Origin of the sequence: Hydrogenophaga intermedia, assembly GCF_000723405.1 — a bacterium.
GTDB lineage: Bacteria > Pseudomonadota > Gammaproteobacteria > Burkholderiales > Burkholderiaceae_C > Hydrogenophaga > Hydrogenophaga intermedia.
Genome location: NZ_CCAE010000048.1, coordinates 1 through 18701, shown reverse-complemented (window position 1 = coordinate 18701; position 18701 = coordinate 1). Strand labels below are relative to the sequence as shown.

The window sequence follows — 18701 nt, the reverse complement described above, 5'->3', positions numbered from 1 at the left end:
GAGCACCCCATGAAGCCGTCGATCCTCCTTTTCGCGGTCCTGGTGGCGTCGTCGCAATGGCCCGCCTGGGCGCAGCAGCCCGCAACGACCCCGGCGCGCAACGCACAGAGCCAGGAGCGCCCGCTGGCCGCCCGCGTGCTGGACGACCTGGTGGCAACCGAATGGGGCTTGCAGCCACAAGAATGGGCACGCTACCGCGAGCTGATGGATGGGCCGCTGGGTATCTACTCGCCCAACCTGGACCCGCTGTCCGCCCTGGGCATCGAAGCTCGCACGGACGAAGAACGGCGCCGCTATGCGGAACTGCAGGTGCAGGTGGAAGCGCGCCGCGTCGAGAAGCTGCTCGCCTACCAGCGCGCCTACGACGAGGCCTGGCAGCGCCTGAATCCGGGGATGCAGCGCGTGAACCTGCCCGACGACAAGCCGGGCGCCGGCACATCCAGCAGTCCCTTGCGCGGCAGCGGCCGCATGGCGGTGTTCGTCAAGGACGGCTGCGCAGCCTGCGGACAGCTCGTGCAGCGCCTGCAATCCTCGGGCGCGAAGTTCGACCTGTACATGGTGGGCAGCCGCCAGGATGACGCGCGCATCCGCGACTGGGCCAAGCGCGCGCAGATCGACCCGGCGCGCGTGCGCGCCGGCAGCATCACGCTCAACCACGACGGCGGCCGCTGGCTGTCGCTGGGCCTGCCCGGCGATCTGCCCGCCGCCGTGCGCGAAGTGAACGGCCAATGGCAGCGCCAGCCGTAGCCATGCCCCTGCGCGCACTGGTGCTCACTGCCGGCCTGTATGCCGTTGCCGCCCTGGCCCAGGAGGTTCCGCCACCGGCTTACCAGCTTGCCGCCCAGCGCGCAGGCATCCCCTCGACCGTGCTCTACGCCGTGGCCTTGCAGGAGAGCGGCATCCGGCGCAACGGGCGCCTGGTGCCGTGGCCGTGGTCCCTCAACGTCGCCGGCCAGTCGCGCCGCTTCGCCACGCGCGCCGACGCCTGCGCTGGCCTGCAGCAGGCGATGCGCGCCACGCCGCACACGCGCATTGATGCGGGCCTGGGCCAGATCAACCTCGGCTACCACAAGCACCGCTTTACCGGCGCGTGCGACCTGCTGGATCCGTATCGCAACCTGGCCGTTGCCGCCGAGATCCTGAAGGAGCAGCACACCCCCGGCGAGGACTGGCTGCTGGCGATCGGCCGCTACCACCGCCCCGCAGGCGGCGAGCCCGCCGCCCGCTATCGGCGCAGCGTGTCGCGCCACCTTGCCCGCGTGCAGGGCACGCGACCAGCCGCCGCGGTCCTCGCGGCGCGCCAGGAGACCTCCCCATGACGAAACCCCATCCCGCCCATCTCGCGTTCACGGGCCTACTCATGCTGCTGTCAGGCCTGCCGCTGGCCTCGCGTGCCGGCGAGCCACTGATCGTTGTCGAGGACCGTGGCGGCACGTCGGCATTGCCGTACTACGAAGCCCTGAATCTCCAGCCGCGCGCCAACGCACCGGCGCGGCCGTCCATCCCGACGCCCCAGGTTCCTGCCACACCGGCGGACGAAGCCGCGATGCTGCCGGTGCGCAGCGCCAAGCTCACGCCTGGCACCGTCGCGCGGCGTGTGATTGAAGCGCCCGGCCTGCGGCCGTTCGTGGTCATCGGCGACGACGAGGCTTCCCGGGCCTGGTTGCAGCGCCGCGTCGCCGCTTTGCGCGAACGTGGCGCGGTCGGCCTGGTGGTCAACGTCGAGACCGCGCAGGGTCTGGCGCGGCTGCGCGCCCTGGTGCCGGGCGTACCGCTCGCGCCCGTGGCCGGCGACGACCTGGCCGATCGCCTGGGCCTGCGACACTACCCGGCGCTGATCACGGCCACCGGCATCGAGCAATGACGCCATGTCAGGCAAACAGCCGGTCGAGGTTCTGCTACGCCCAGCGGTGGAGCTATACACCGTCGCGGCGTGTGCAGGCGCCGCGTTTCTGTGCCTGGTGGCCCCATGGTCGCTCGCGCTGAGCCCTTCGATGGGCGTCGGCAGCGCCTTGGCATTCGGCGCCTACGGCGCGATCCGCTACCGCGATGCCCGTGTCATCCTGCGCTACCGGCGCAACATCCGCCGCTTGCCGCGCTACGTGATGACGAGCAAGGACGTGCCGGTCAGCCAGCAGCGGCTGTTCGTGGGGCGCGGGTTCCTCTGGGAGCAGAAGCACACCCATAGGCTGATGCAGACGTACCGGCCGGAGTTCCGGCGGTACGTCGAGCCGACGCCGGCCTACCGGCTGGCCAGGCGCCTGGAGGAGCGGCTGGAGTTCGCGCCATTCCCGCTGTCCCGGCTGCCCGCGCTCACGGGCTGGGACGTGCCTTTCAACCCCGTGCGCCCGTTGCCGCCTGTCGGTGGCCTGCCGCGCCTGCACGGCATCGAACCCGACGAGGTGGATGTCAGCCTGCCGCTGGGCGAGCGCGTCGGCCACTCGCTGGTGCTGGGCACCACGCGGGTGGGCAAAACGCGCCTGGCCGAGTTGTTCGTCACGCAGGACATCCGCCGCAGGAATGCTGCCGGCGAGCATGAGGTCGTCATCGTCATCGATCCCAAGGGGGATGCCGATCTCTTGAAGCGGATGTACGTCGAAGCCCAGCGCGCTGGCCGCGAAGGCGAGTTCTACGTCTTCCACTTGGGCTGGCCGGACATTTCGGCACGCTACAACGCGGTGGGCCGCTTCGGCCGCATCAGCGAAGTGGCGACCCGGGTGGCGGGGCAGCTCTCCGGCGAAGGCAACAGCGCGGCGTTCCGCGAGTTCGCATGGCGCTTCGTGAACATCATCGCCCGCGCCCTGGTGGAACTGGGGCAGCGCCCGGACTACATGCTGATCCAGCGCCACGTCATCAACATCGACGCGCTGTTCATCGAGTACGCCCAGCACTACTTCGCCAAGACGGAGCCCAAGGCCTGGGAGGTGATCGTCCAGATCGAGGCCAAGCTCAACGAGAAGAACATCCCAAGGAACATGATCGGGCGCGAGAAGCGCGTGGTGGCGCTGGAGCAGTACCTCTCCCAGGCGCGCAACTACGACCCGGTGCTCGACGGGCTGCGCTCGGCGGTCCGCTACGACAAGACCTACTTCGACAAGATCGTTGCATCGCTTCTGCCGCTGCTGGAAAAGCTCACCAGCGGCAAGATCGCCCAGCTCCTGGCGCCGAACTACTCCGACCTGGCCGACCCACGGCCGATCTTCGACTGGATGCAGGTGATCAGGAAGCGAGCCGTCGTCTATGTGGGCCTGGATGCGCTGTCCGATGCCGAGGTCGCCGCGGCGGTCGGCAATTCGATGTTCTCCGACCTGGTTTCGGTCGCAGGCCACATCTACAAGCACGGGATCGACGATGGACTGCCGGGTGCATCGGCTGGTGCGCGCGTGCCGATCAACGTGCATGCGGACGAGTTCAATGAATTGATGGGTGACGAGTTCATTCCGCTCATCAACAAGGGCGGTGGCGCGGGCCTGCAAGTCACCGCCTACACGCAAACGCTCTCGGACATCGAGGCCCGCATCGGCAATCGCGCGAAGGCCGGCCAAGTGATCGGGAATTTCAACAACCTGTTCATGTTGCGCGTGCGCGAGACGGCCACCGCGGAACTGCTGACGAGGCAGTTGCCGAAGGTCGAGGTCTATACGACTACCATCGTCTCGGGCGCGACGGACAGCTCAGACATCCGCGGCGCGACGGATTTCACGTCGAACACCCAGGACCGCATCAGCATGTCCAGCGTGCCGATGATCGAGCCGTCACACGTCGTCGGCCTGCCCAAGGGCCAGTGCTTCGCGCTGCTGCAGGGCGGCCAGCTTTGGAAGGTACGCATGCCGCTGCCGGCGCCGGACGCGGATGAAGTGATGCCGGCGGACCTGCAGCAACTGGCCGGGTACATGCGCCAGAGCTACAGCGAGGCCACGCAGTGGTGGGAGTTCACCAGCTCGTCGGCCTTGCAGGATCCGGCCTTGCCCGACGACCTGCTTGACGATGCCGCTGCGGCCGAGCCCGGCGCGGTGGCCACCGGCGCCGACGATGGCGCGGACAACGAGGCCGTGCCATGAAGGATGCCGCCTCGACCGCGCAGCGGGAGCAGAACCAACGCCAAGGCTTGATCGTCGGCACCATCACCTTACCGTTCCGGCTGCTCGGGGTGCTCATTGGCTCGCTGCTGTTCTCGATCGCGGTGGAGTGCGTCGGCATGCACCTGTTCTGGAAGGACCAGGGCTGGCGCCACTCCCAGCAGATGCTGCAGTACGAACTCGGGCACCTGTCCGACCACTTCACGCGCAGCGTGGTCGTGCAGGAGCCGGGGCGCACGGCGCACGAGCTGGTGGATACCGGGTACGAGTGGGTGTTCGTGCGCTCGGGGTTGCTGGAGCGCATGAGCCAGACCGCCGAGCGCGTCCGCTCGGCCAGCCACGGGCAGAGCCGCAACTTCCGCTACTACATCAGCCAAGTCTATGTCTGGGCCGAAAGCTACCTGATCGCTGCGGCCTTCACGACGCTCACCTTCCTGGTGCGCCTGCTGGTCCTGGTGCTCACGCTGCCCCTGATCCTCACGGCGGCATTCGTCGGCCTGATTGACGGCCTGGTGCGACGGGATGTGCGCCGGTTCGGCGCCGGCCGCGAATCCGGCTTCATCTACCACCGCGCGAAGGCCAGCCTGATGCCGTTGGCCGTGCTGCCTTGGGTCACCTATCTCGCTCTGCCCATATCGGTGCATCCTCTGGTCATCCTGCTGCCCAGCGCGGCGTTGCTGGGGATGGCAGTCAGCCTGACCGCAGGCAGCTTCAAGAAGTACTTATGAGGTGACACGGGCGGCACTGCTCTGCAAAGCCGTGTGCCGTTCATCGGTTCTGCAGGGTATCAAGAGCAGCATCCAACGCCGTAACCGCCTCGACGACCGTTCTTACCGTCGCCCGATCGAACTCATGATCGCGCTGAGCGTCGTGCACACCGCTATTGAGGTAACCCCATTCAATACTCGTACCGCTGACATTGAGCAGCCTGACCAACGCCCCTACGGCATCCGGCGCACCCGCATGTTGCGCCGCGATACGCTCGACGGCCGACCGCAACTTGGTGCATTTATTGTTCAGCTCCCAAGGCGCGCGGGGCCCGCTCAGCTTGATGTCGATCCGGCCGTCCGCCCGCCGACCCAGCCACGTCCACAGGCGGTCCGTCAGACTCTCCAGCGCCGGCCGGGCCTGGCGCAGTGCCTCGCGTTTCTCGTCAGCCGCCAACGCCTGCTGGGCCAGAAGAACATAGTTCTTCGCTGGCGGGTCGCTGTCGACCCGCAGTTCGTGCTCTCCCTGATGCGGGAGAAACTTGTAGCGCTTGATGGCCGCGGCGCGGCGCACGCCCAACTCCTGCTGGATGCGGTGCAGGAACTCCTCTGCGTGCGAGGTGAGGATAACCTGCTTGCCGTGGAGCAAACCGTCCTCGAAGAAGGTACGCCAGATGCCATCGCGATGGTCGTCGTCTATCGCATTGACGACGTCATCGAAGATGACCACGGGGCAGCCCTGCGCGAGGTTCTTGGCAAGCAGAATCGCCAGACCCAAGCATTTGATGTGCCCTTCGCTGAAGACGATCAACGCGTCGTAGCGCACGCCCGGCTCGCCGGCGAACTCCACCTCGATCTTGCCGTTCTCGGCCACGGGCAACCACAGCGCGTGCAGCAGATCGCCGGGCGGATCGGCCCGGTTGAATGCGTTGTAGAGATGGCGGGCTTGGTCTCCCAGCCCCTGTAGCAGAACCCCCGGCAGAGCGGTCAGGTATGCCTGAATCTCGGGTAGGAAGCCGTCGTAGGCGGCCTTGACCCGCTGATGGTGCACCACCACCGGCATTTCGTCCGTGGCCGCCTGGATTAGGCCGCGGTTCGCGTCGTCGAACTGGGCCACGGTTTGGCGGGCGGCCGCCAGCTCCTGATCCGCAGTCGTGCGCATGGTCCGCAGCCGTTCGATCTCCAGCTGATGCTGTTGCAGGCGGTCCCGCTCCTGGGCCATCGCGCCGCGCTGGGCATTCACGTCGCGCGCCTGCGCGTCGAAGCCTTCGATGATCTGTGCGATCCGTAAGAGGGCTTGCCAGGCGCGCTGGTCCCCAATCACCCAGCCGCCGAGCCAATTGCCCGCCGACGTGGGAGGCAGCAGTGGCAGGCCCGCGGCCTGCGATTCGGCAGGACAAGCGACCCCAGCCGCCGCCACCACGCGGCGCATTTCGTCCCACAGCGCTCGGACCGCCTCGCTCAACTGCGTCCGATGCCCGGCCTCTTGCTGCTGCAGGACGGCCAGTTGCGCGAGCTGCTCCAGGCCCATTCGCGCCCTGGCGAACGGGTCCTGTGCCACAGCGGCCAGTCCGGTTCCACATGCCGGACACACGGTCGCCCCGTCCGCCAACGCTTGCACGGCCTCGTAGAGCTTCGCGTACGACACCTCGCCCGCGCGGGCCGCGAGTTGCGCGGAAGACGCTTGCCACAGTCCCTGGACGCGGTAGGCCTCTGCCAGCAACGCTTGCAGGCGAGCCTGAGTCACCTCGTGAATGGCAGGCGGGTTGGCGTCCAGCTGAGCCTGGACATACGGTAGCCGTCCTTGCTGCTGCGGCGTACCCAGCAGCCAGTCCACGCAGGCTTGATAGGTCGCGCCAGGTGACATGCGCTGCGCCAAAGCTTGTTCCAGGCCCTCGACCGCTGCGATCTTCTGCGGGTAGGCGGCGATGGTCTGTTCGGAGTTCGCCAACCGCAGGCGACGCTGCGCCAGCTGCGCCGCCTGCACGCCGGCAAGCATCAGGTCCTGATCGAGCGAGGGGTTGAAGCCGCGCACGAACTCGCTGAACTGGTCCACGCCGAACAGGGTGGCGATGAGCTGGCGCTGATCGCTCGGGGTCCGCGCGGCGATTCGGGCGAAATCGTCGAGGCGGTTCTTCTCGATGAAGCAGAAGCGATACTCAGCTTCGTCGGGCTGGACGGCCTGCGCTTCGCCCGCCGCCGTAGACGACAGGACTGGCGCGACGTGGCGGCGCAGGCGAGCGTTGTTGCAGTACGTCCGCTGGTCGACCCGCTTGGCCTGCGCTTCGCTGATCGAACCGAGCATCGCCACTTCCAAGGCTTCGCAGAAGCTGCTCTTGCCGGTGCCGTTGGCACCGTAGACCAAGGTGATGTCATGGCTGAGGTCGAACGTCTCCTGCCGCATGAATCCTCGAAACGGCCCGACTTCGAGCTGGTGCAGTCGCCCGAGCGCCGGCCCGTTTTCGGGGCCGCGCGCGTCCCCGTCGTAGGCGACAGGCATCTGCGCCAGATGCGCGATGGCCAGCGGCGCCAAGCGCGTGGAGCGCCCCCGGCGTGCAGCACCGACCTCGGCCAGTGGCTGCAGGTGATCGAGCACCAGGTGCGCCAGCCGGCGCACGTCGTCGTGCACGTGCCGCTGCGCCAAGTGCGCCAGGAACCGGTGGTACTCCGAACGTATGCTTGCCACAGCGCCCCCTCACTTGGTCAACCACTGACCGTAAGCCTCCACATCGATCATGGGGACCGTTCCACTGAACTGAAGCTGCGCGATCAGCTTGAAAAGAAACGCGGTCGCCGGCTTGTTTTCGTTGGTGTAGCTGTACGCGCCGCTGGCTTGGTCATAGAAAAAGTGCCCGTGGGCGGCAACGCATCCGATGTCCAGACGCCCCTCGGTGAGGTTTGCGTTCAGCGCCTTGTCCATGGATGGACCCAATGCAGGACTCCATTCGCTCTCGAAGGTGAGCAAGCCACCCAGAATCGGAATCAACGGCTTCGCTGGGTAGGTCCCGCCAGCGTGCGGGATCGGCAGGCTCGTGCGGTGCAGCCTGCGCACACTGGCGACCTTCTCCTGGGCATAGGCCACAAGCCCCGCGTCAGCCGTCTGCTTGGCCTCGAAAACGGCGTACACGCTTTCGGCTGGAATGATCGTCTCGTTCTCGTAGGTGAAGATAAAAGGCGAATATTGCCGATCAAACACCACCACATCGATCTGCTGGCTGAAGTTCCCCAGGCTGTCCACCACATGCGCCTTGGCCGCCTGGTACCGTTTGGGCAGATAGGTATCCAGCATGTCGATCCAGACGTTCTCGCTCGCATCCCCCTTCGTACCCGGGTGACCGAAGGTCTTGCGTACTACGGACAAGCGCTGCTGGATGTCCTCATGCAGGGACGACAGGAGCTGGGAAAGCGACCACTGGGACATGCTGTACCTCGATGGGACGTGTATGGAAGCCGATGGAATCAGGACAGTGGGAACTTGGGGCCAAACAGTGCGCGCCAGGCGCGAAGCGCTTCGATATTGCGACCACGACGCGCGTGGTCGATGGCGATGCTTGCGTCTTGGCTCGCCTGGAACAGCAGCTGCTGCGCGCGCTGCTTGCGCGCGGCATCCATATCGTTGCTGATCGCCGGGCCAAGTCCGGCGGGATCCGGCCACTCGTCATGAACTCGATCGGCAAGCGTGGCAAAGAACGACTGGATCTCGCGATCGAACGATCCTCCCCAGCCGCCGTAAAGACACTCAAGGGCCATTACCTCGATCAGGAACGAGGGCTTCACCGGCTTCAGATCGCCGTGCTTGGGATTGTTGTTCCAGTACTTCACCATGCGCACGAGACCTTTCCACTCATTGGCATAGGCTTGGTGCGCTGCGGTCGCCTTGTCCTTATGGATCTCCGGGTCCGTCTTGATCCACTTTCCGGACGCCGTATCGGGGATCTCATACTGGTCGCCGGTGTCGAATGCGGGCACCGCATCCACGCTGACCACCCGGTAGTCCGTGTTGTCCTCCGCGTCGATGTGAACACCGAAATCCACGTTGATCGAGCGCGCCTGTTTGCGCACGGCCGCCGAACCGTATTTCTCCACCAATGCAGAGTGGAAATCATCCAGCACTACCGATGCGGCCTTGCCGTGGTAATGCTTCTCCGAGTCCTTCAGCACGAAGAAGATGTCGATATCCTTGAGCGGCTTCGTCTTCGTGTATCGAGCATAGGAACCGGTCAGGAAGCTGCGCGCAATGCCGAACTTGGTCTGCAGGTAGTCCCGCACTTCGTTCTGGCGTTGCGAGGCATTCTTCTGTTCGCGTTCGTTGAGTTCCAGACGCGACTTGAACTTGCGAAAAGCTTCATCGATCGACAGCATCAGCGTTGCCTCCAATATCCGGCCTGACCCGCCAGGCCGCTGTGTTCGACAGTCGAGCCTAGGCTCTGCTTGACCATTCCATCCGTCGAGCGATAACTTCCTTTGCTCCATCCCTCCACATCAGGTCGCCCTGGCTTTGTATCGAGCATTAACTTGTACTTGGCCTGCGATGGCAGCAGCCCAGCTTTCTTGATCGCGTACTTCAACTGCTCGGTATCTGTCCAGAAGCTGCCGTCGCCATCGGACCACCCATACACGATGTCGATATCCCATCGGGTCACGAGCTTGTCGGTTGCCGGGTTGTAGATCTCCAGAATCACCTTGCGCAGATCACCGGTCCCGAGCCACGTCTTGATGGCTCGGGTATTGCTCTCCCAGCGATCCGCAAAGTGCTCAGGGTCCAGCCCACTGAGCAGGATGATGTCTTTCAAGCTCTTGAGGATGTTGTCGGTCACATAGGTAACCGAGTGCGTGTACGAGTAGGTGGCGACGGTGCTCATGACTTGAGGAAACCTCCGAGGTCGAGCGACAGCGCTTGCCCAGCATCGGCCTGCGCCTGCGTGGCAATTCCTTGGCTCAAGTCCCGTGCAATGATGCGAGAACTGTGCTTTTTGAGCGCGCTTTGCACCCAGCCTAGCTGCTCCTTCGGACACGGCAGCGAGACTCCCCAGTCTCCCTTCAACGGCTCGAACCCCAAGACTTCTTCGTTGGCATCATCACCATCGATCGCGTCTTCGTCGAAGAGGCAGTAGATCCTGGTCCGTGGTCCATCGCATGTCGCAACGATGGGCGCGCTCTTGGGTGCCTGGTCGGCGATCAAGCTGGCGGCCACGCCCGTCACGGCCCTGAGTTCAGAGCGAGCCGTGCCGTCCTTGCCCTGAGTGAGCAGTTCGACAATGGCATCCCATGTCTGCAACGCATCGCGGTGCGGCGAGCTGCGAAACGTCCGGCTGACAACGGTGGTCATTTTTGCTTCCCTCCTTGAAGGCGCATTTGCTTTGCCTGTCGTATCGCACTGCGCAGGTGCTCTACGGAAAGCTTGTTCGGATCGATAGCCACTTGCGGGTCGGCCGCGAGGGCGTTGGCTACGACCTTGCGAATGGCCCGACCATCCAATCCGACGCACTCGCCAGCGCACGCGTCGAACTGGTGAGCCGAGGAAAGCTTGCCAATCCCCGGAAATGTCTTTGCCAGGCCATTCAGGCAGTCCACTAGGATCTGCTTGCAGGCATCCTTGCCGGGCAGTGGCACCTCCATCACCATGTCGCAACGAGATAGGAAGGCACTGTCGACGGCCTGTGGGAAGTTGCTGGTGGCCACGAACAGCAGATGCGGGTTGCGTTCGGCCAACATGTCCAACTGCACCAACACCGCGTCGGTGGCCCGGTGCACATCAACCGGGTTGGCTTCCAGGCTGAGCTTCGCTCGATCAGCCGCAAGCGTTTCGACCTCGTCCAGAAGGACGATCGTCGGGCCCGCCGCTGCGGATTCTGCGATCGATTGCGAGAACAGGTCTGCCACGGCGCGTTGAGTCTTTCCCATTGCAGAGCTCGTCAGCGTGTGAGGCTCCACTTCCAGCAATCGAAACTTCGCAGAAGAAAAAGATTCGGCCACACGATGCGCCAAGCCCCGTGCCAAGGAGGTCTTCCCAGTCCCCGGCGGGCCGACCAACAAGATCACGCCGTGCAGGGGGAGTACCGTGCGCTCCACCTTGGGGCGCACCGTGAAGTTGACGATCGCTTGTGACAGCAACTGTTTTTTGATGGCTTCGTCCATCACGATCGAATCCCACAAGTCACCCAGCGACTTATCCGGCAGCTTCCAGCTTCGATGGATGCCTTTCGGCAAAGTGGCGTCTGATGAAGGATTCTTGGTCATCCGTGGCTCTCGGCGGGTCAGAGAATGGTGCGATAGGTCGCCAGCACCTTGGTCGTTTGCACAAGGCCTTGGCGCAGCAGGATTTCGAGATAGCGGTCCACATCGATCGGCGGATGCTTGAGTTGGGCACGCTGGCGCTGCGCAGCCGACACTACGGCGGCCGCATCCAGATCCAGCAGGTTGTCCACAAACTCATCGGGGTGCTGCGATTCGATGCCGTACGGAGCCAGCAGATCGTTCGGGAAATCACGTTCGTTGAACGTCACAATCACGCTCGCACCGCAGCGAATCGCCGCAGCCAGGACGTGCCGATCGTTCGGATCGGGTAATGTCAGGCCTGCCACGAGCGCTTCGTAGCCCTCCACCAAGCCGTCCGGAATGGCCCTGTCCATGAGATCCGACGTCCTGTCGACCTGAACCCGGGTGAGATCGGGGCGGTTGATCAACAGATTGCGTTTCCACTCCTCATGAATGGCTTGGCTCCACCGCGCCCGGAAGCGGCCAGACAGGCCGAGCCACATCAGGAAATCCCGCAGTGGCGCGGGATATAGAACGCACGCGTCGTAGACGGCGGTGAATGGGGAATGCCTCATTCGTATCCCATTCCCAACTCTTGCGACTGCTGAGCGAGTTCGGCCATCGCCTGCTCACTGGCGCGCTCGCGCGCTTCCTTGTACTGCATCAGATCGGCGAACCTCACCCTGCGGTGCTTGCCGGTGCGATGAAATGCCAACACCCCATCTTCTAGCAGCTTGACGAAATGGGGACGGGACACGTTGAGCAAGTCCGCCGCCTCTTGGGTCGTCAGCTCTGCATGGACGGGCACCACCTTTACTGCATTGCCATCGGCCAACTCGGCCAGGATGTCGACCAGCAGGCGTAAAGCCGAGGTAGGCAGTTCCACCTGATGAGCCTGTTTGTGGTCATCAAAGATCTGGATGTGCTGCGTCTCGAACTGGGTTGCGAGGTAAGCCGCCAAGGCACGTTGACCCTGGACGGCTGCCTTAACCTCTCCCGCGGCGGGAAGGGTCATCTTGGATTGGGCAGTGGCGGTGGTCATGGGTAGCTCCTAAGCGAAAACGGTTGCAGAGCCGATCATATTCGAAACACTCGAAAAACGCAATAATCGAAACTCGACCCGGGCTTTTGTAGGTTCGCTCGCGGTATGCCCAATCCGGTCGTCCGCCAGTTCCTATTGTTTGCGGCCTAAAACAGCCCTGATCTCCACGATCACCCCATTGCTGATCACACAGGAATGGCGCGATGGTGGCTTCGATCTGGCTGCGCGCCGCGCATCGCGGCGTGCCCACTTTTCTCGTGACGGCCCTCCTGCTGGGTCTGTCCCAGATGGCCTTGGCCGAGTCTCCGGCACAGCGCCAGGAGCTGGTCGCCGCACTGCGCCAGCTCGACGCGCTGGAGCGCACCGTCGCGGACAGCGCCGCGCATGCCCCCATCCAGCCGGGCGAGCGCTACCACTTCGACTACCCGCGGCTGCTGGCTGACCTGGCGCGCGTTCGCGCCGGCATCCAGTTTCACCTGACGCCATCGCGCGCTCAGCCGCGCGACCCCTCCGAACTGGCCGGCGACTACCGCACCGAGCGGGCGGCCGAGCCGCTGCCGGCGACGACTGCGGGGGGCAAGCAATGAACGGCGCCCAGGTCTCGGCATTTCAAGCCAACAGCGGCATCGCGCCTTCCGCAATGGCGACCGTCCTGGTCGGCGTCGTGTTCGCGGTCCTGCTCGTGTGGGGCGTCTGGGCCATCCGAACGGCCTACGTGGGGTGGTCCGAGAGCCGCCTCAACCAGCGCCAGTTCCTCGGCGTCTGCATCCGCTTCGTCGCGATGTACCTCGTCCTGAGTTTCTTCCTTCTGTCCTGACCTGAAAGGCCCGACCATGCACAACCGCAACCTCACTTCCCGTTTTGCCCAGCGCGCCGCCGTGGCCCTGGGCGCCGCAGCGCTGCCCGCGCTGTCGTTCGCGCAAGGTCTGCCGCAATTGGAGAACCCCACGCGCGGCACCGGCAACGGCATCATGGAGACCATCCGCAACTACGGCTACGACATCATCATGCTCGTGGCCCTGCTGGTGGTGGCGTCGATGTTCATCGGCGTCTGCTACCACGCCTACGGGACCTACGCGGAGATCCACACCGGCCGCAAGACGTGGGGCCAGTTCGGCCTCACGGTCGCCATCGGCGCCGTGCTGCTGGTGATCGGCATCTGGCTGCTCACCGAAGCTACCGGCATCCTGTAAGCGAGGCCGGTATGTCCGAGCAGCAGCACGTCCGTGCGGACGGGACCGTGACGTTCCTTCCGCACCGGCTCAACCGCCATCCCGTTGTCGTGCGCGGCCTCACCGCCGATGAACTCTGGATTTGCTGCGGCCTGTCCGGCGCCGCCGGCCTGCTGGTCGGCGCGCCCCTGTCCTGGGTGTTCCGCACGATCGCGCTGGCGCCGACGTTCGTCGTCCTGGGTGTGGCGCTCGGCGTCTTCATCGGCGGCGGCATCCTGCGCCGCCTCAAGCGTGGGCGTCCCGACACTTGGCTGTATCGACAACTGCAATGGCGCATCGTCACGCGCCATCCGCTGATGGCAGGCTGGGTTGGTGGCCATGTGCTGATCTCGCGCTCGGGCTTCTGGTCCACCCGCAGGAGCATGCGATGAGCCGCTTCAAGAACGAGATCGCCCACCTGCAGGCGCACATCAAGACCTTGCGGCTGGGCGCGGGCGCGCTGGTCGTCGTTGCCCTGGTCATGGGCGGCGGCTGGTGGAGCGCGCCGCGCGACCTGACCATCCACGTCCCGCCCGACCTGCGCTCTGGCAGTACCCGCAAGTGGTGGGAGGTGCCGCCCGAATCGGTCTATGCGTTCACGTTCTACGTGTTCCAGACGTTGAACCGCTGGCCGACCAATGGCGAAGAGGACTACCCGCGCAACCTCCACACGCTCTCGCCGTACCTCACCCCATCCTGCCAGGCCTTCCTGCGGGCGGACTACGACTACCGCCGCTCCACCGGCGAGCTGCGCCAGCGCGTGCGCGGCATCTACGAGATTCCCGGCCGCGGCTATGGCGACGACCCCACGGCACGCGTGCGCACCGTGTCCGACCGCGACTGGGTGGTGACGCTGGACATCACGGCGGACGAGTACTACGGCGCCGAGCAGGTCAAGCGCGCCCTGGTGCGCTATCCGATCAAGGTCACGCGGGTGGATGTCGATCCCGCCCGCAACCCGTTCGGCCTGGCGCTGGACTGCTACGACGGCGCGCCCCAGCGCATCAGTGCACCGGAGCCGACGCGCCCGGCGCCGAGTGGCCTGTCTCCGCAAGCGCCTCAAGGAGGAAACACCCCATGAAGCACCCTGTACTCGCGCTGCTGGGACTGCTGGCCGTGGCCGCGGCACCCGTCGCCCATGCAGTGGAAATCCTGCGCTGGGAGCGCATGCCGCTGGCAGTGCCGCTGAAGGTCGGTCAGGAACGCATCGTGTTCATCGACCGGGACGTGCGCGTGGGCGTGCCCGCGGGCGTGGGCGAGCGCCTCCGCGTACAGAGCGCGGGCGGCGCGGTGTACCTGCGCGCCAGCGAGCCGATCGAGCCCACGCGGTTGCAACTGCAGGACGCCGACACGGGCGCGCTGATCCTGCTGGACATCGCGGCCGAACCACCCAAGGACGGCGAGGCCGAGCTGGAGCCGGTGCGCATCGTCGAGGGCAGCAGCACTCCAGCGCGCTACGGCGATCAGGCAGGCGGCGCCGACGATGCCCCAGCACGTGCCCAGGCAGGTGCTCGGACCGCGCGGCGCGAAACCCCGGTCCCTGTCGTCCTGACGCGCTTCGCCGCGCAGAACCTCTACGCGCCGTTGCGCACCGTGGAGCCGCTGCCGGGCGTCATGCGGGTCAACCTGCCCCGCGACCTCGACCTGGACACACTGATGCCAACGCTGCCCGTGCGCGCGGTCGCGCTCGCGTCGTGGCGCCTGGAGGACCAGTGGGTCACAGCCGTGCGCCTGACCAACGGCAGCGGCGGCTGGATCACGCTCGACCCGCGCGTGCTGCAAGGCGATTTCCTCACCGCCACCTTCCAGCACGAGGCGCTGGGCCCGCGCGGCACGCCCGAGGACACGACCGTCCTGTACCTGGTCACGCGCGGCCGCGGCCTCGCGCAGTCGCTGCTGCCGGCGATTCACCGCTTCGACCCTGCCCTGCATCTGCCGCAGCCGGACGGCGACGAGAACACCAAGGAGGCCCGCCATGCGCAGTAACGGCCTGCTCAAGTGGCTGATGATCCCTGTCGCCATCCTGGTGCTGTTCGTCGGTATCCGGCTGTTCTCGGGTGGAGGCAGCACGGCGCCACCCGCGGAGGACAACGGCGCCCAGCTCACGCCCGATGAAATGAAGGCTCTCGGCATCGAGGGCGATACCCCGCGCGACACCGTGGCGACCTTGGTGGCGCAGGTGAAGCAGTTGCGCACCGAGCTTCAGACCGCGCTCTCGGACAACAAGTCCCAGCGTGAAGAGAACCAGCGGCTGCGTCAGCGCGAAAACTCCATCGACCAGCGCATCAACTCGGCGCTCGAATCCGAGCGGTCCAACCTGCGCCGCGACCAGGAGCAGGCGGCCAGCGCGCGCCAGCAGACCGAAGGGCTGCTCGCCGACCTGCAGCGGCGCCTGGACAGCATCGGCGGGCGCGGCGGCGGCCATGCGGACCTGCCCGTGGGCTTGGGGCTGCAGGGCGGCGACGAGGCCGGCATGGAGGGCGGCGTGCGGTGGGTCGAGCCGGACCACGCAAAGCCCGCCGAGGGGCGCAACGGGGGGCGTGGCGCGAGCGGCGGCATGAGCTTCCCCACGAGCTTCGGCCCGGCGCAGAGCACGCTCGAAACCACCGCGGAAACCGTGGCCAACGCGGGCGCCCGCGCCGCCGGGGTCAAGAGTGCCAAGCCGGTCTATACCGTGCCGACCAACTCCACGCTCATGGGTTCGGTCGCCATGACCGCGCTGATCGGCCGCGTGCCGATCGACGGCACGGTCAATGATCCCTATCCGTTCAAAGTCCTGGTCGGGCCGGACAACCTGACCGCCAATGGCATCGACATTCCCGACGTGGCCGGCGCCGTGTTCAGCGGCACCGCCTCGGGCGACTGGACGCTGTCGTGCGTGCGCGGTCAGGTGCGCAGCATCACGTTCGTCTTCCACGACGGCACGATCCGCACGATCCCCGAAGACCGCGAGGGCAACCAGCAGGACAACCAACAGCAGAACTCTCAAAGTGGGGGCTTGGGCTGGATCAGCGATCCCCACGGCATCCCGTGCGTCAGCGGCGAGCGGCGCAGCAACGCCCAGCAATACCTCGGCTCGCAGGCCCTGATCACCGCGGCCGGTGCCGGTGTGGCCTCGCTCATCGAGAGCGACAGCGGCCGCATGTCCTATGTCGGCTCGGACGGCTCCATCGGCACCGTGGGCATCACCGGCCAGGAAGCGGTCGGCCAGATTCTGGCGGGCGGCGTGCGGGACATGTCGGCCTGGGTCAACAAGTTGTACGGCCAGGCATTCGCCGCCGTCTATGTTCAGCCCGGCGCCAAGGTGGCCGTCCACCTCGAAAAGCCGCTCGCCATCGACTTCGATCCCGAAGGCCGCAAGGTCGATCACCGCGCAGGAGAAAGCCATGCACTCGAACTTGACTAACCTGGCCCGTGGCCTGGCACTGGCCCTCGCCGTCGCGGTGCTTGGCGGCTGCGCCACCAGCAAGGAAAAGCTGCTGACCCACGGTGACCGCACGATGATGGACATCTGGCAGCAGGAGGCCGGCGACGGCGGTGGCGCAGCCGGACGGAACGCCGGCCGCCAGCTGCTCGACGCGCGCCAGAGCCTGCGTCGGCCCCTGACCGACGCCGACGTGCAGGCCGCACCTGTCGAGCAGATGCGCTACACGCGCACCGCGCGCAATGAGGTCCACCGCCAGTTCCAGCGCCTGCCCAATCCCGATCTCGTGATGTACGTGTACCCGCACCTGGCCGGCACCGATCCCGTGCCGGTGCCCGGCTACACGACCGTCTTCCCGCTCTACCAGCGCATCCAGTACGCGATGCCGGGCGAGCGCGTGGAGGACTACTGATGCGGTGGAAACTCCCATGGCCGAAGCTGGCCGGCGCCGGCTCCAGTAGCCCGGCCAGCGATGAGCAGCCGGACAGCTGGCAGCGCCACGTCGAGGCCTTGCGCCAGGCCGGCATCCCCGAACCCGGTTCGGCAGTCCACGGCCGCAAGCCAGCGACCGTGGCCGACGAGCAGGCGCTGTACGACGTTGCGCCGTCCTTCGTGGAACTGCTGCCCTGGGTGGAGTTCATGCCCGAGTCGAAATCGATGCTCCTGGAGGACGGCCAATCGGTGGCGGCGTTCTACGAGCTGGTGCCGCTGGGCACCGAGGGCCGGGAGCCTGGCTGGCTCGCGCATGCCCGCGACGCCCTGGAAAACGCGCTTCAGGACAGTTTCGATGAACTGGACGAGAACCCGTGGGTGCTCCAGCTCTATGCCCAGGACGAACCGAGCTTCGACCAGTACATGCAGACCTTGCGCGATTACGTGCAGCCACGTGCGCGCGGCTCGGCGTTCACCGAGTTCTACCTGCGCTTCTTCGGCCACCACCTGCGCGCTGTGGCCAAGCCCGGCGGCCTGTTCGAGGACACGGTGGTCACGCGGCTGCGCTGGCGCGGCCAGACGCGGCGCGTGCGCATGGTGGTGTACCGCCGCGCGAGCGGACAGGGACAGGCAAACCGCCGCGGCCAGACACCCGAGCAGATGCTGGGCATCGTCTGCGACCGCCTGTGCGGCGGCCTGGCGAACGCCGGCATCCAGGCCCGGCGCATGGTCGCGGCCGACGTCCACGACTGGCTGCTGCGGTGGTTCAACCCGCGCCCCACGCTGCTCGGGCCTGGGGTGGAGGACCGGGAGCGCTTCTACGCGTTGGCGCGCTATCCGGACAGTACCGAGGAAAGCGAGGCCGGCGAGATCGAGCTGGCGAGCGGGCGGGATTTCAGCCAGCGGCTGTTCTTTGGGCAGCCGCGCTCGGACGTGGCGCAAGGGGCCTGGTACTTCGACGGCATGCCGCACCGCGTGCTGATCACCGACCGGCTGCGCATGCCGCCCGGCACCGGGCACCTGACCGGCGAGACCCGCAAGGGGGACGCGATCAACACGCTGTTCGACCAGATGCCCGAGGACACCTTGATGTGTCTCACGATGGTCGCCACGCCGCAGGACGTCCTCGAATCGGACCTCAACCATCTGGCGAAGAAAGCTGTGGGCGAGACGCTGGCGTCGGAGCAGACGCTCAAGGACGTGCATGAAGCCCGCTCCCTGATCGGCAGCGCGCACAAGCTCTACCGGGGCACTCTGGCGTTCTACCTACGCGGGCGCGACGAGGCGGAATTGGATCGGCGCGGCCTGGACCTCGCGAACGTGATGCTCAACGCCGGCCTGCAGCCGGTGCGCGAGGACGACGAGGTGGCGCCGCTCAACAGCTACCTGCGCTGGCTGCCGTGCTGCTACAACCCCGGCCAGGATCGGCGCCGGTGGTACACGCAACTGATGTTCGCCCAGCACGCGGCGAGGTTCTGTCGCGTTGCCAGTTGATAAACGAGTTTGGGGTAGGAACGGATGCCAGTTCTTCAAACGGGACGGATTTGT

21 protein-coding genes and 1 pseudogene are annotated in these 18701 nt (G+C 66.0%); 14 read left to right on the top strand and 8 right to left on the bottom strand.

Translation table 11 applies throughout. From position 1 onward, the window contains the following. The first annotated feature begins 9 nt into the window (after positions 1-9). The 5 genes from BN948_RS20250 to BN948_RS20230 are packed head-to-tail and all read left to right on the top strand — an operon-like array spanning position 10 to position 4807. Positions 10-747, top strand: a complete 738-nt coding sequence (locus BN948_RS20250; RefSeq protein ID WP_023087308.1) for a TIGR03759 family integrating conjugative element protein — start codon at positions 10-12, stop codon at positions 745-747. Then, a complete protein-coding gene (locus tag BN948_RS20245) occupies positions 729-1319 on the top strand; it encodes a transglycosylase SLT domain-containing protein (RefSeq protein ID WP_003109780.1) in 591 nt (196 codons plus the stop codon). Before BN948_RS20250 ends, BN948_RS20245 begins: the two co-directional genes overlap by 19 nt. Next, the gene (locus BN948_RS20240) at positions 1316-1864 is read left to right on the top strand and encodes an integrating conjugative element protein (protein ID WP_023087307.1); all 549 of its coding nucleotides are present in this window, start codon (positions 1316-1318) and stop codon (positions 1862-1864) included. Before BN948_RS20245 ends, BN948_RS20240 begins: the two co-directional genes overlap by 4 nt. Positions 1865-1868: 4 nt before the next feature. Continuing rightward, on the top strand, positions 1869-4061 hold the full coding sequence (gene traD, locus BN948_RS20235) for a type IV conjugative transfer system coupling protein TraD (protein ID WP_023108452.1): 2193 nt from the start codon (positions 1869-1871) through the stop codon (positions 4059-4061). Beyond that, positions 4058-4807: a TIGR03747 family integrating conjugative element membrane protein gene (locus BN948_RS20230; protein ID WP_035623438.1), complete on the top strand. Its 750-nt coding sequence runs from the start codon at positions 4058-4060 to the stop codon at positions 4805-4807. The genes traD and BN948_RS20230 overlap by 4 nt, the downstream gene beginning before the upstream one ends. 40 nt (positions 4808-4847) lie before the next feature. On the opposite strand, the gene BN948_RS20225 is transcribed toward BN948_RS20230, so the two are convergent. The 8 genes from BN948_RS20225 to BN948_RS20190 are packed head-to-tail and all read right to left on the bottom strand — an operon-like array spanning position 4848 to position 12086. Next, positions 4848-7472: an AAA family ATPase gene (locus BN948_RS20225; RefSeq protein WP_035623435.1), complete on the bottom strand. Its 2625-nt coding sequence runs from the start codon at positions 7470-7472 to the stop codon at positions 4848-4850. 9 nt (positions 7473-7481) lie between these two features. Then, the gene (gene nucC / locus BN948_RS20220; protein WP_003050273.1) at positions 7482-8207 is read right to left on the bottom strand and encodes a CBASS effector endonuclease NucC; all 726 of its coding nucleotides are present in this window, start codon (positions 8205-8207) and stop codon (positions 7482-7484) included. Positions 8208-8245: 38 nt separating this feature from the next. Next, positions 8246-9148 carry a CBASS oligonucleotide cyclase gene (locus BN948_RS20215; protein ID WP_003090158.1) on the bottom strand — a complete coding sequence of 301 codons (903 nt, stop codon included), beginning with the start codon at positions 9146-9148 and terminating at the stop codon, positions 8246-8248. Next, positions 9148-9648, bottom strand: coding sequence for a type III CBASS phage resistance system CD-NTase-associated protein Cap7 (gene cap7, locus BN948_RS20210; protein WP_003090159.1), 501 nt, complete (start codon positions 9646-9648; stop codon positions 9148-9150). Before cap7 ends, BN948_RS20215 begins: the two co-directional genes overlap by 1 nt. Further along, positions 9645-10115, bottom strand: a complete 471-nt coding sequence (cap8, locus tag BN948_RS20205) for a type III CBASS phage resistance system CD-NTase-associated protein Cap8 (RefSeq protein ID WP_003090160.1) — start codon at positions 10113-10115, stop codon at positions 9645-9647. The genes cap7 and cap8 overlap by 4 nt, the downstream gene beginning before the upstream one ends. Continuing rightward, positions 10112-11026, bottom strand: coding sequence for a CBASS system CD-NTase-associated protein Cap6 (gene cap6 / locus BN948_RS20200; protein WP_003050256.1), 915 nt, complete (start codon positions 11024-11026; stop codon positions 10112-10114). The genes cap8 and cap6 overlap by 4 nt, the downstream gene beginning before the upstream one ends. 17 nt (positions 11027-11043) lie before the next feature. Beyond that, positions 11044-11619 (bottom strand): PIN domain-containing protein, encoded by a 576-nt coding sequence (locus BN948_RS20195; RefSeq protein ID WP_003153636.1) that lies wholly within the window; start codon positions 11617-11619, stop codon positions 11044-11046. After that, positions 11616-12086 (bottom strand): helix-turn-helix domain-containing protein, encoded by a 471-nt coding sequence (locus tag BN948_RS20190; RefSeq protein ID WP_003050245.1) that lies wholly within the window; start codon positions 12084-12086, stop codon positions 11616-11618. Before BN948_RS20190 ends, BN948_RS20195 begins: the two co-directional genes overlap by 4 nt. A gap of 203 nt (positions 12087-12289) precedes the next feature. Between BN948_RS20190 and BN948_RS20185 the strand changes: the two genes are divergently transcribed. The 9 genes and pseudogenes from BN948_RS20185 to BN948_RS20145 form a co-directional block, all read left to right on the top strand. Further along, positions 12290-12673, top strand: a complete 384-nt coding sequence (locus BN948_RS20185; protein ID WP_009516222.1) for an integrative conjugative element protein, RAQPRD family — start codon at positions 12290-12292, stop codon at positions 12671-12673. Continuing rightward, positions 12670-12903: a TIGR03758 family integrating conjugative element protein gene (locus BN948_RS20180; RefSeq protein WP_003050225.1), complete on the top strand. Its 234-nt coding sequence runs from the start codon at positions 12670-12672 to the stop codon at positions 12901-12903. The genes BN948_RS20185 and BN948_RS20180 overlap by 4 nt, the downstream gene beginning before the upstream one ends. A gap of 16 nt (positions 12904-12919) precedes the next feature. Further along, positions 12920-13279 (top strand): TIGR03745 family integrating conjugative element membrane protein, encoded by a 360-nt coding sequence (locus tag BN948_RS20175; protein ID WP_003090173.1) that lies wholly within the window; start codon positions 12920-12922, stop codon positions 13277-13279. Between the two features lie 11 nt (positions 13280-13290). After that, positions 13291-13689 (top strand): TIGR03750 family conjugal transfer protein, encoded by a 399-nt coding sequence (locus tag BN948_RS20170; RefSeq protein ID WP_009516221.1) that lies wholly within the window; start codon positions 13291-13293, stop codon positions 13687-13689. Then, positions 13686-14378, top strand: a complete 693-nt coding sequence (locus BN948_RS20165) for a PFL_4703 family integrating conjugative element protein (protein ID WP_009516220.1) — start codon at positions 13686-13688, stop codon at positions 14376-14378. The genes BN948_RS20170 and BN948_RS20165 overlap by 4 nt, the downstream gene beginning before the upstream one ends. Continuing rightward, a complete protein-coding gene (locus tag BN948_RS20160) occupies positions 14375-15283 on the top strand; it encodes a TIGR03749 family integrating conjugative element protein (RefSeq protein ID WP_009516219.1) in 909 nt (302 codons plus the stop codon). The genes BN948_RS20165 and BN948_RS20160 overlap by 4 nt, the downstream gene beginning before the upstream one ends. Continuing rightward, a complete protein-coding gene (locus tag BN948_RS20155; RefSeq protein WP_009516218.1) occupies positions 15273-16703 on the top strand; it encodes a TIGR03752 family integrating conjugative element protein in 1431 nt (476 codons plus the stop codon). The genes BN948_RS20160 and BN948_RS20155 overlap by 11 nt, the downstream gene beginning before the upstream one ends. After that, a complete protein-coding gene (locus BN948_RS20150) occupies positions 16684-17133 on the top strand; it encodes a TIGR03751 family conjugal transfer lipoprotein (RefSeq protein WP_009516217.1) in 450 nt (149 codons plus the stop codon). The genes BN948_RS20155 and BN948_RS20150 overlap by 20 nt, the downstream gene beginning before the upstream one ends. Continuing rightward, a pseudogene (locus BN948_RS20145) lies at positions 17133-18638 on the top strand (conjugative transfer ATPase); the annotation flags it as partial. The gene BN948_RS20150 and the pseudogene BN948_RS20145, both read left to right, overlap by 1 nt. Positions 18639-18701: the final 63 nt, after the last annotated feature.

Excerpts from the sequence above, each read along its gene's own strand:
- BN948_RS20250 (WP_023087308.1), top strand. The coding sequence starts at position 10 with ATGAAGCCGTCGATCCTCCTTTTCGCGGTCCTGGTGGCGTCGTCGCAA.
- BN948_RS20245 (WP_003109780.1), top strand. The coding sequence starts at position 729 with ATGGCAGCGCCAGCCGTAGCCATGCCCCTGCGCGCACTGGTGCTCACT.
- BN948_RS20240 (WP_023087307.1), top strand. The coding sequence starts at position 1,316 with ATGACGAAACCCCATCCCGCCCATCTCGCGTTCACGGGCCTACTCATG.
- traD (WP_023108452.1), top strand. The coding sequence starts at position 1,869 with ATGTCAGGCAAACAGCCGGTCGAGGTTCTGCTACGCCCAGCGGTGGAG.
- BN948_RS20230 (WP_035623438.1), top strand. The coding sequence starts at position 4,058 with ATGAAGGATGCCGCCTCGACCGCGCAGCGGGAGCAGAACCAACGCCAA.
- nucC (WP_003050273.1), bottom strand. The coding sequence starts at position 8,207 with ATGTCCCAGTGGTCGCTTTCCCAGCTCCTGTCGTCCCTGCATGAGGAC.
- BN948_RS20215 (WP_003090158.1), bottom strand. The coding sequence starts at position 9,148 with ATGCTGTCGATCGATGAAGCTTTTCGCAAGTTCAAGTCGCGTCTGGAA.
- cap7 (WP_003090159.1), bottom strand. The coding sequence starts at position 9,648 with ATGAGCACCGTCGCCACCTACTCGTACACGCACTCGGTTACCTATGTG.
- cap8 (WP_003090160.1), bottom strand. The coding sequence starts at position 10,115 with ATGACCACCGTTGTCAGCCGGACGTTTCGCAGCTCGCCGCACCGCGAT.
- cap6 (WP_003050256.1), bottom strand. The coding sequence starts at position 11,026 with ATGACCAAGAATCCTTCATCAGACGCCACTTTGCCGAAAGGCATCCAT.
- BN948_RS20195 (WP_003153636.1), bottom strand. The coding sequence starts at position 11,619 with ATGAGGCATTCCCCATTCACCGCCGTCTACGACGCGTGCGTTCTATAT.
- BN948_RS20190 (WP_003050245.1), bottom strand. The coding sequence starts at position 12,086 with ATGACCACCGCCACTGCCCAATCCAAGATGACCCTTCCCGCCGCGGGA.
- BN948_RS20185 (WP_009516222.1), top strand. The coding sequence starts at position 12,290 with ATGGTGGCTTCGATCTGGCTGCGCGCCGCGCATCGCGGCGTGCCCACT.
- BN948_RS20180 (WP_003050225.1), top strand. The coding sequence starts at position 12,670 with ATGAACGGCGCCCAGGTCTCGGCATTTCAAGCCAACAGCGGCATCGCG.
- BN948_RS20175 (WP_003090173.1), top strand. The coding sequence starts at position 12,920 with ATGCACAACCGCAACCTCACTTCCCGTTTTGCCCAGCGCGCCGCCGTG.
- BN948_RS20170 (WP_009516221.1), top strand. The coding sequence starts at position 13,291 with ATGTCCGAGCAGCAGCACGTCCGTGCGGACGGGACCGTGACGTTCCTT.
- BN948_RS20165 (WP_009516220.1), top strand. The coding sequence starts at position 13,686 with ATGAGCCGCTTCAAGAACGAGATCGCCCACCTGCAGGCGCACATCAAG.
- BN948_RS20160 (WP_009516219.1), top strand. The coding sequence starts at position 14,375 with ATGAAGCACCCTGTACTCGCGCTGCTGGGACTGCTGGCCGTGGCCGCG.
- BN948_RS20155 (WP_009516218.1), top strand. The coding sequence starts at position 15,273 with ATGCGCAGTAACGGCCTGCTCAAGTGGCTGATGATCCCTGTCGCCATC.
- BN948_RS20150 (WP_009516217.1), top strand. The coding sequence starts at position 16,684 with ATGCACTCGAACTTGACTAACCTGGCCCGTGGCCTGGCACTGGCCCTC.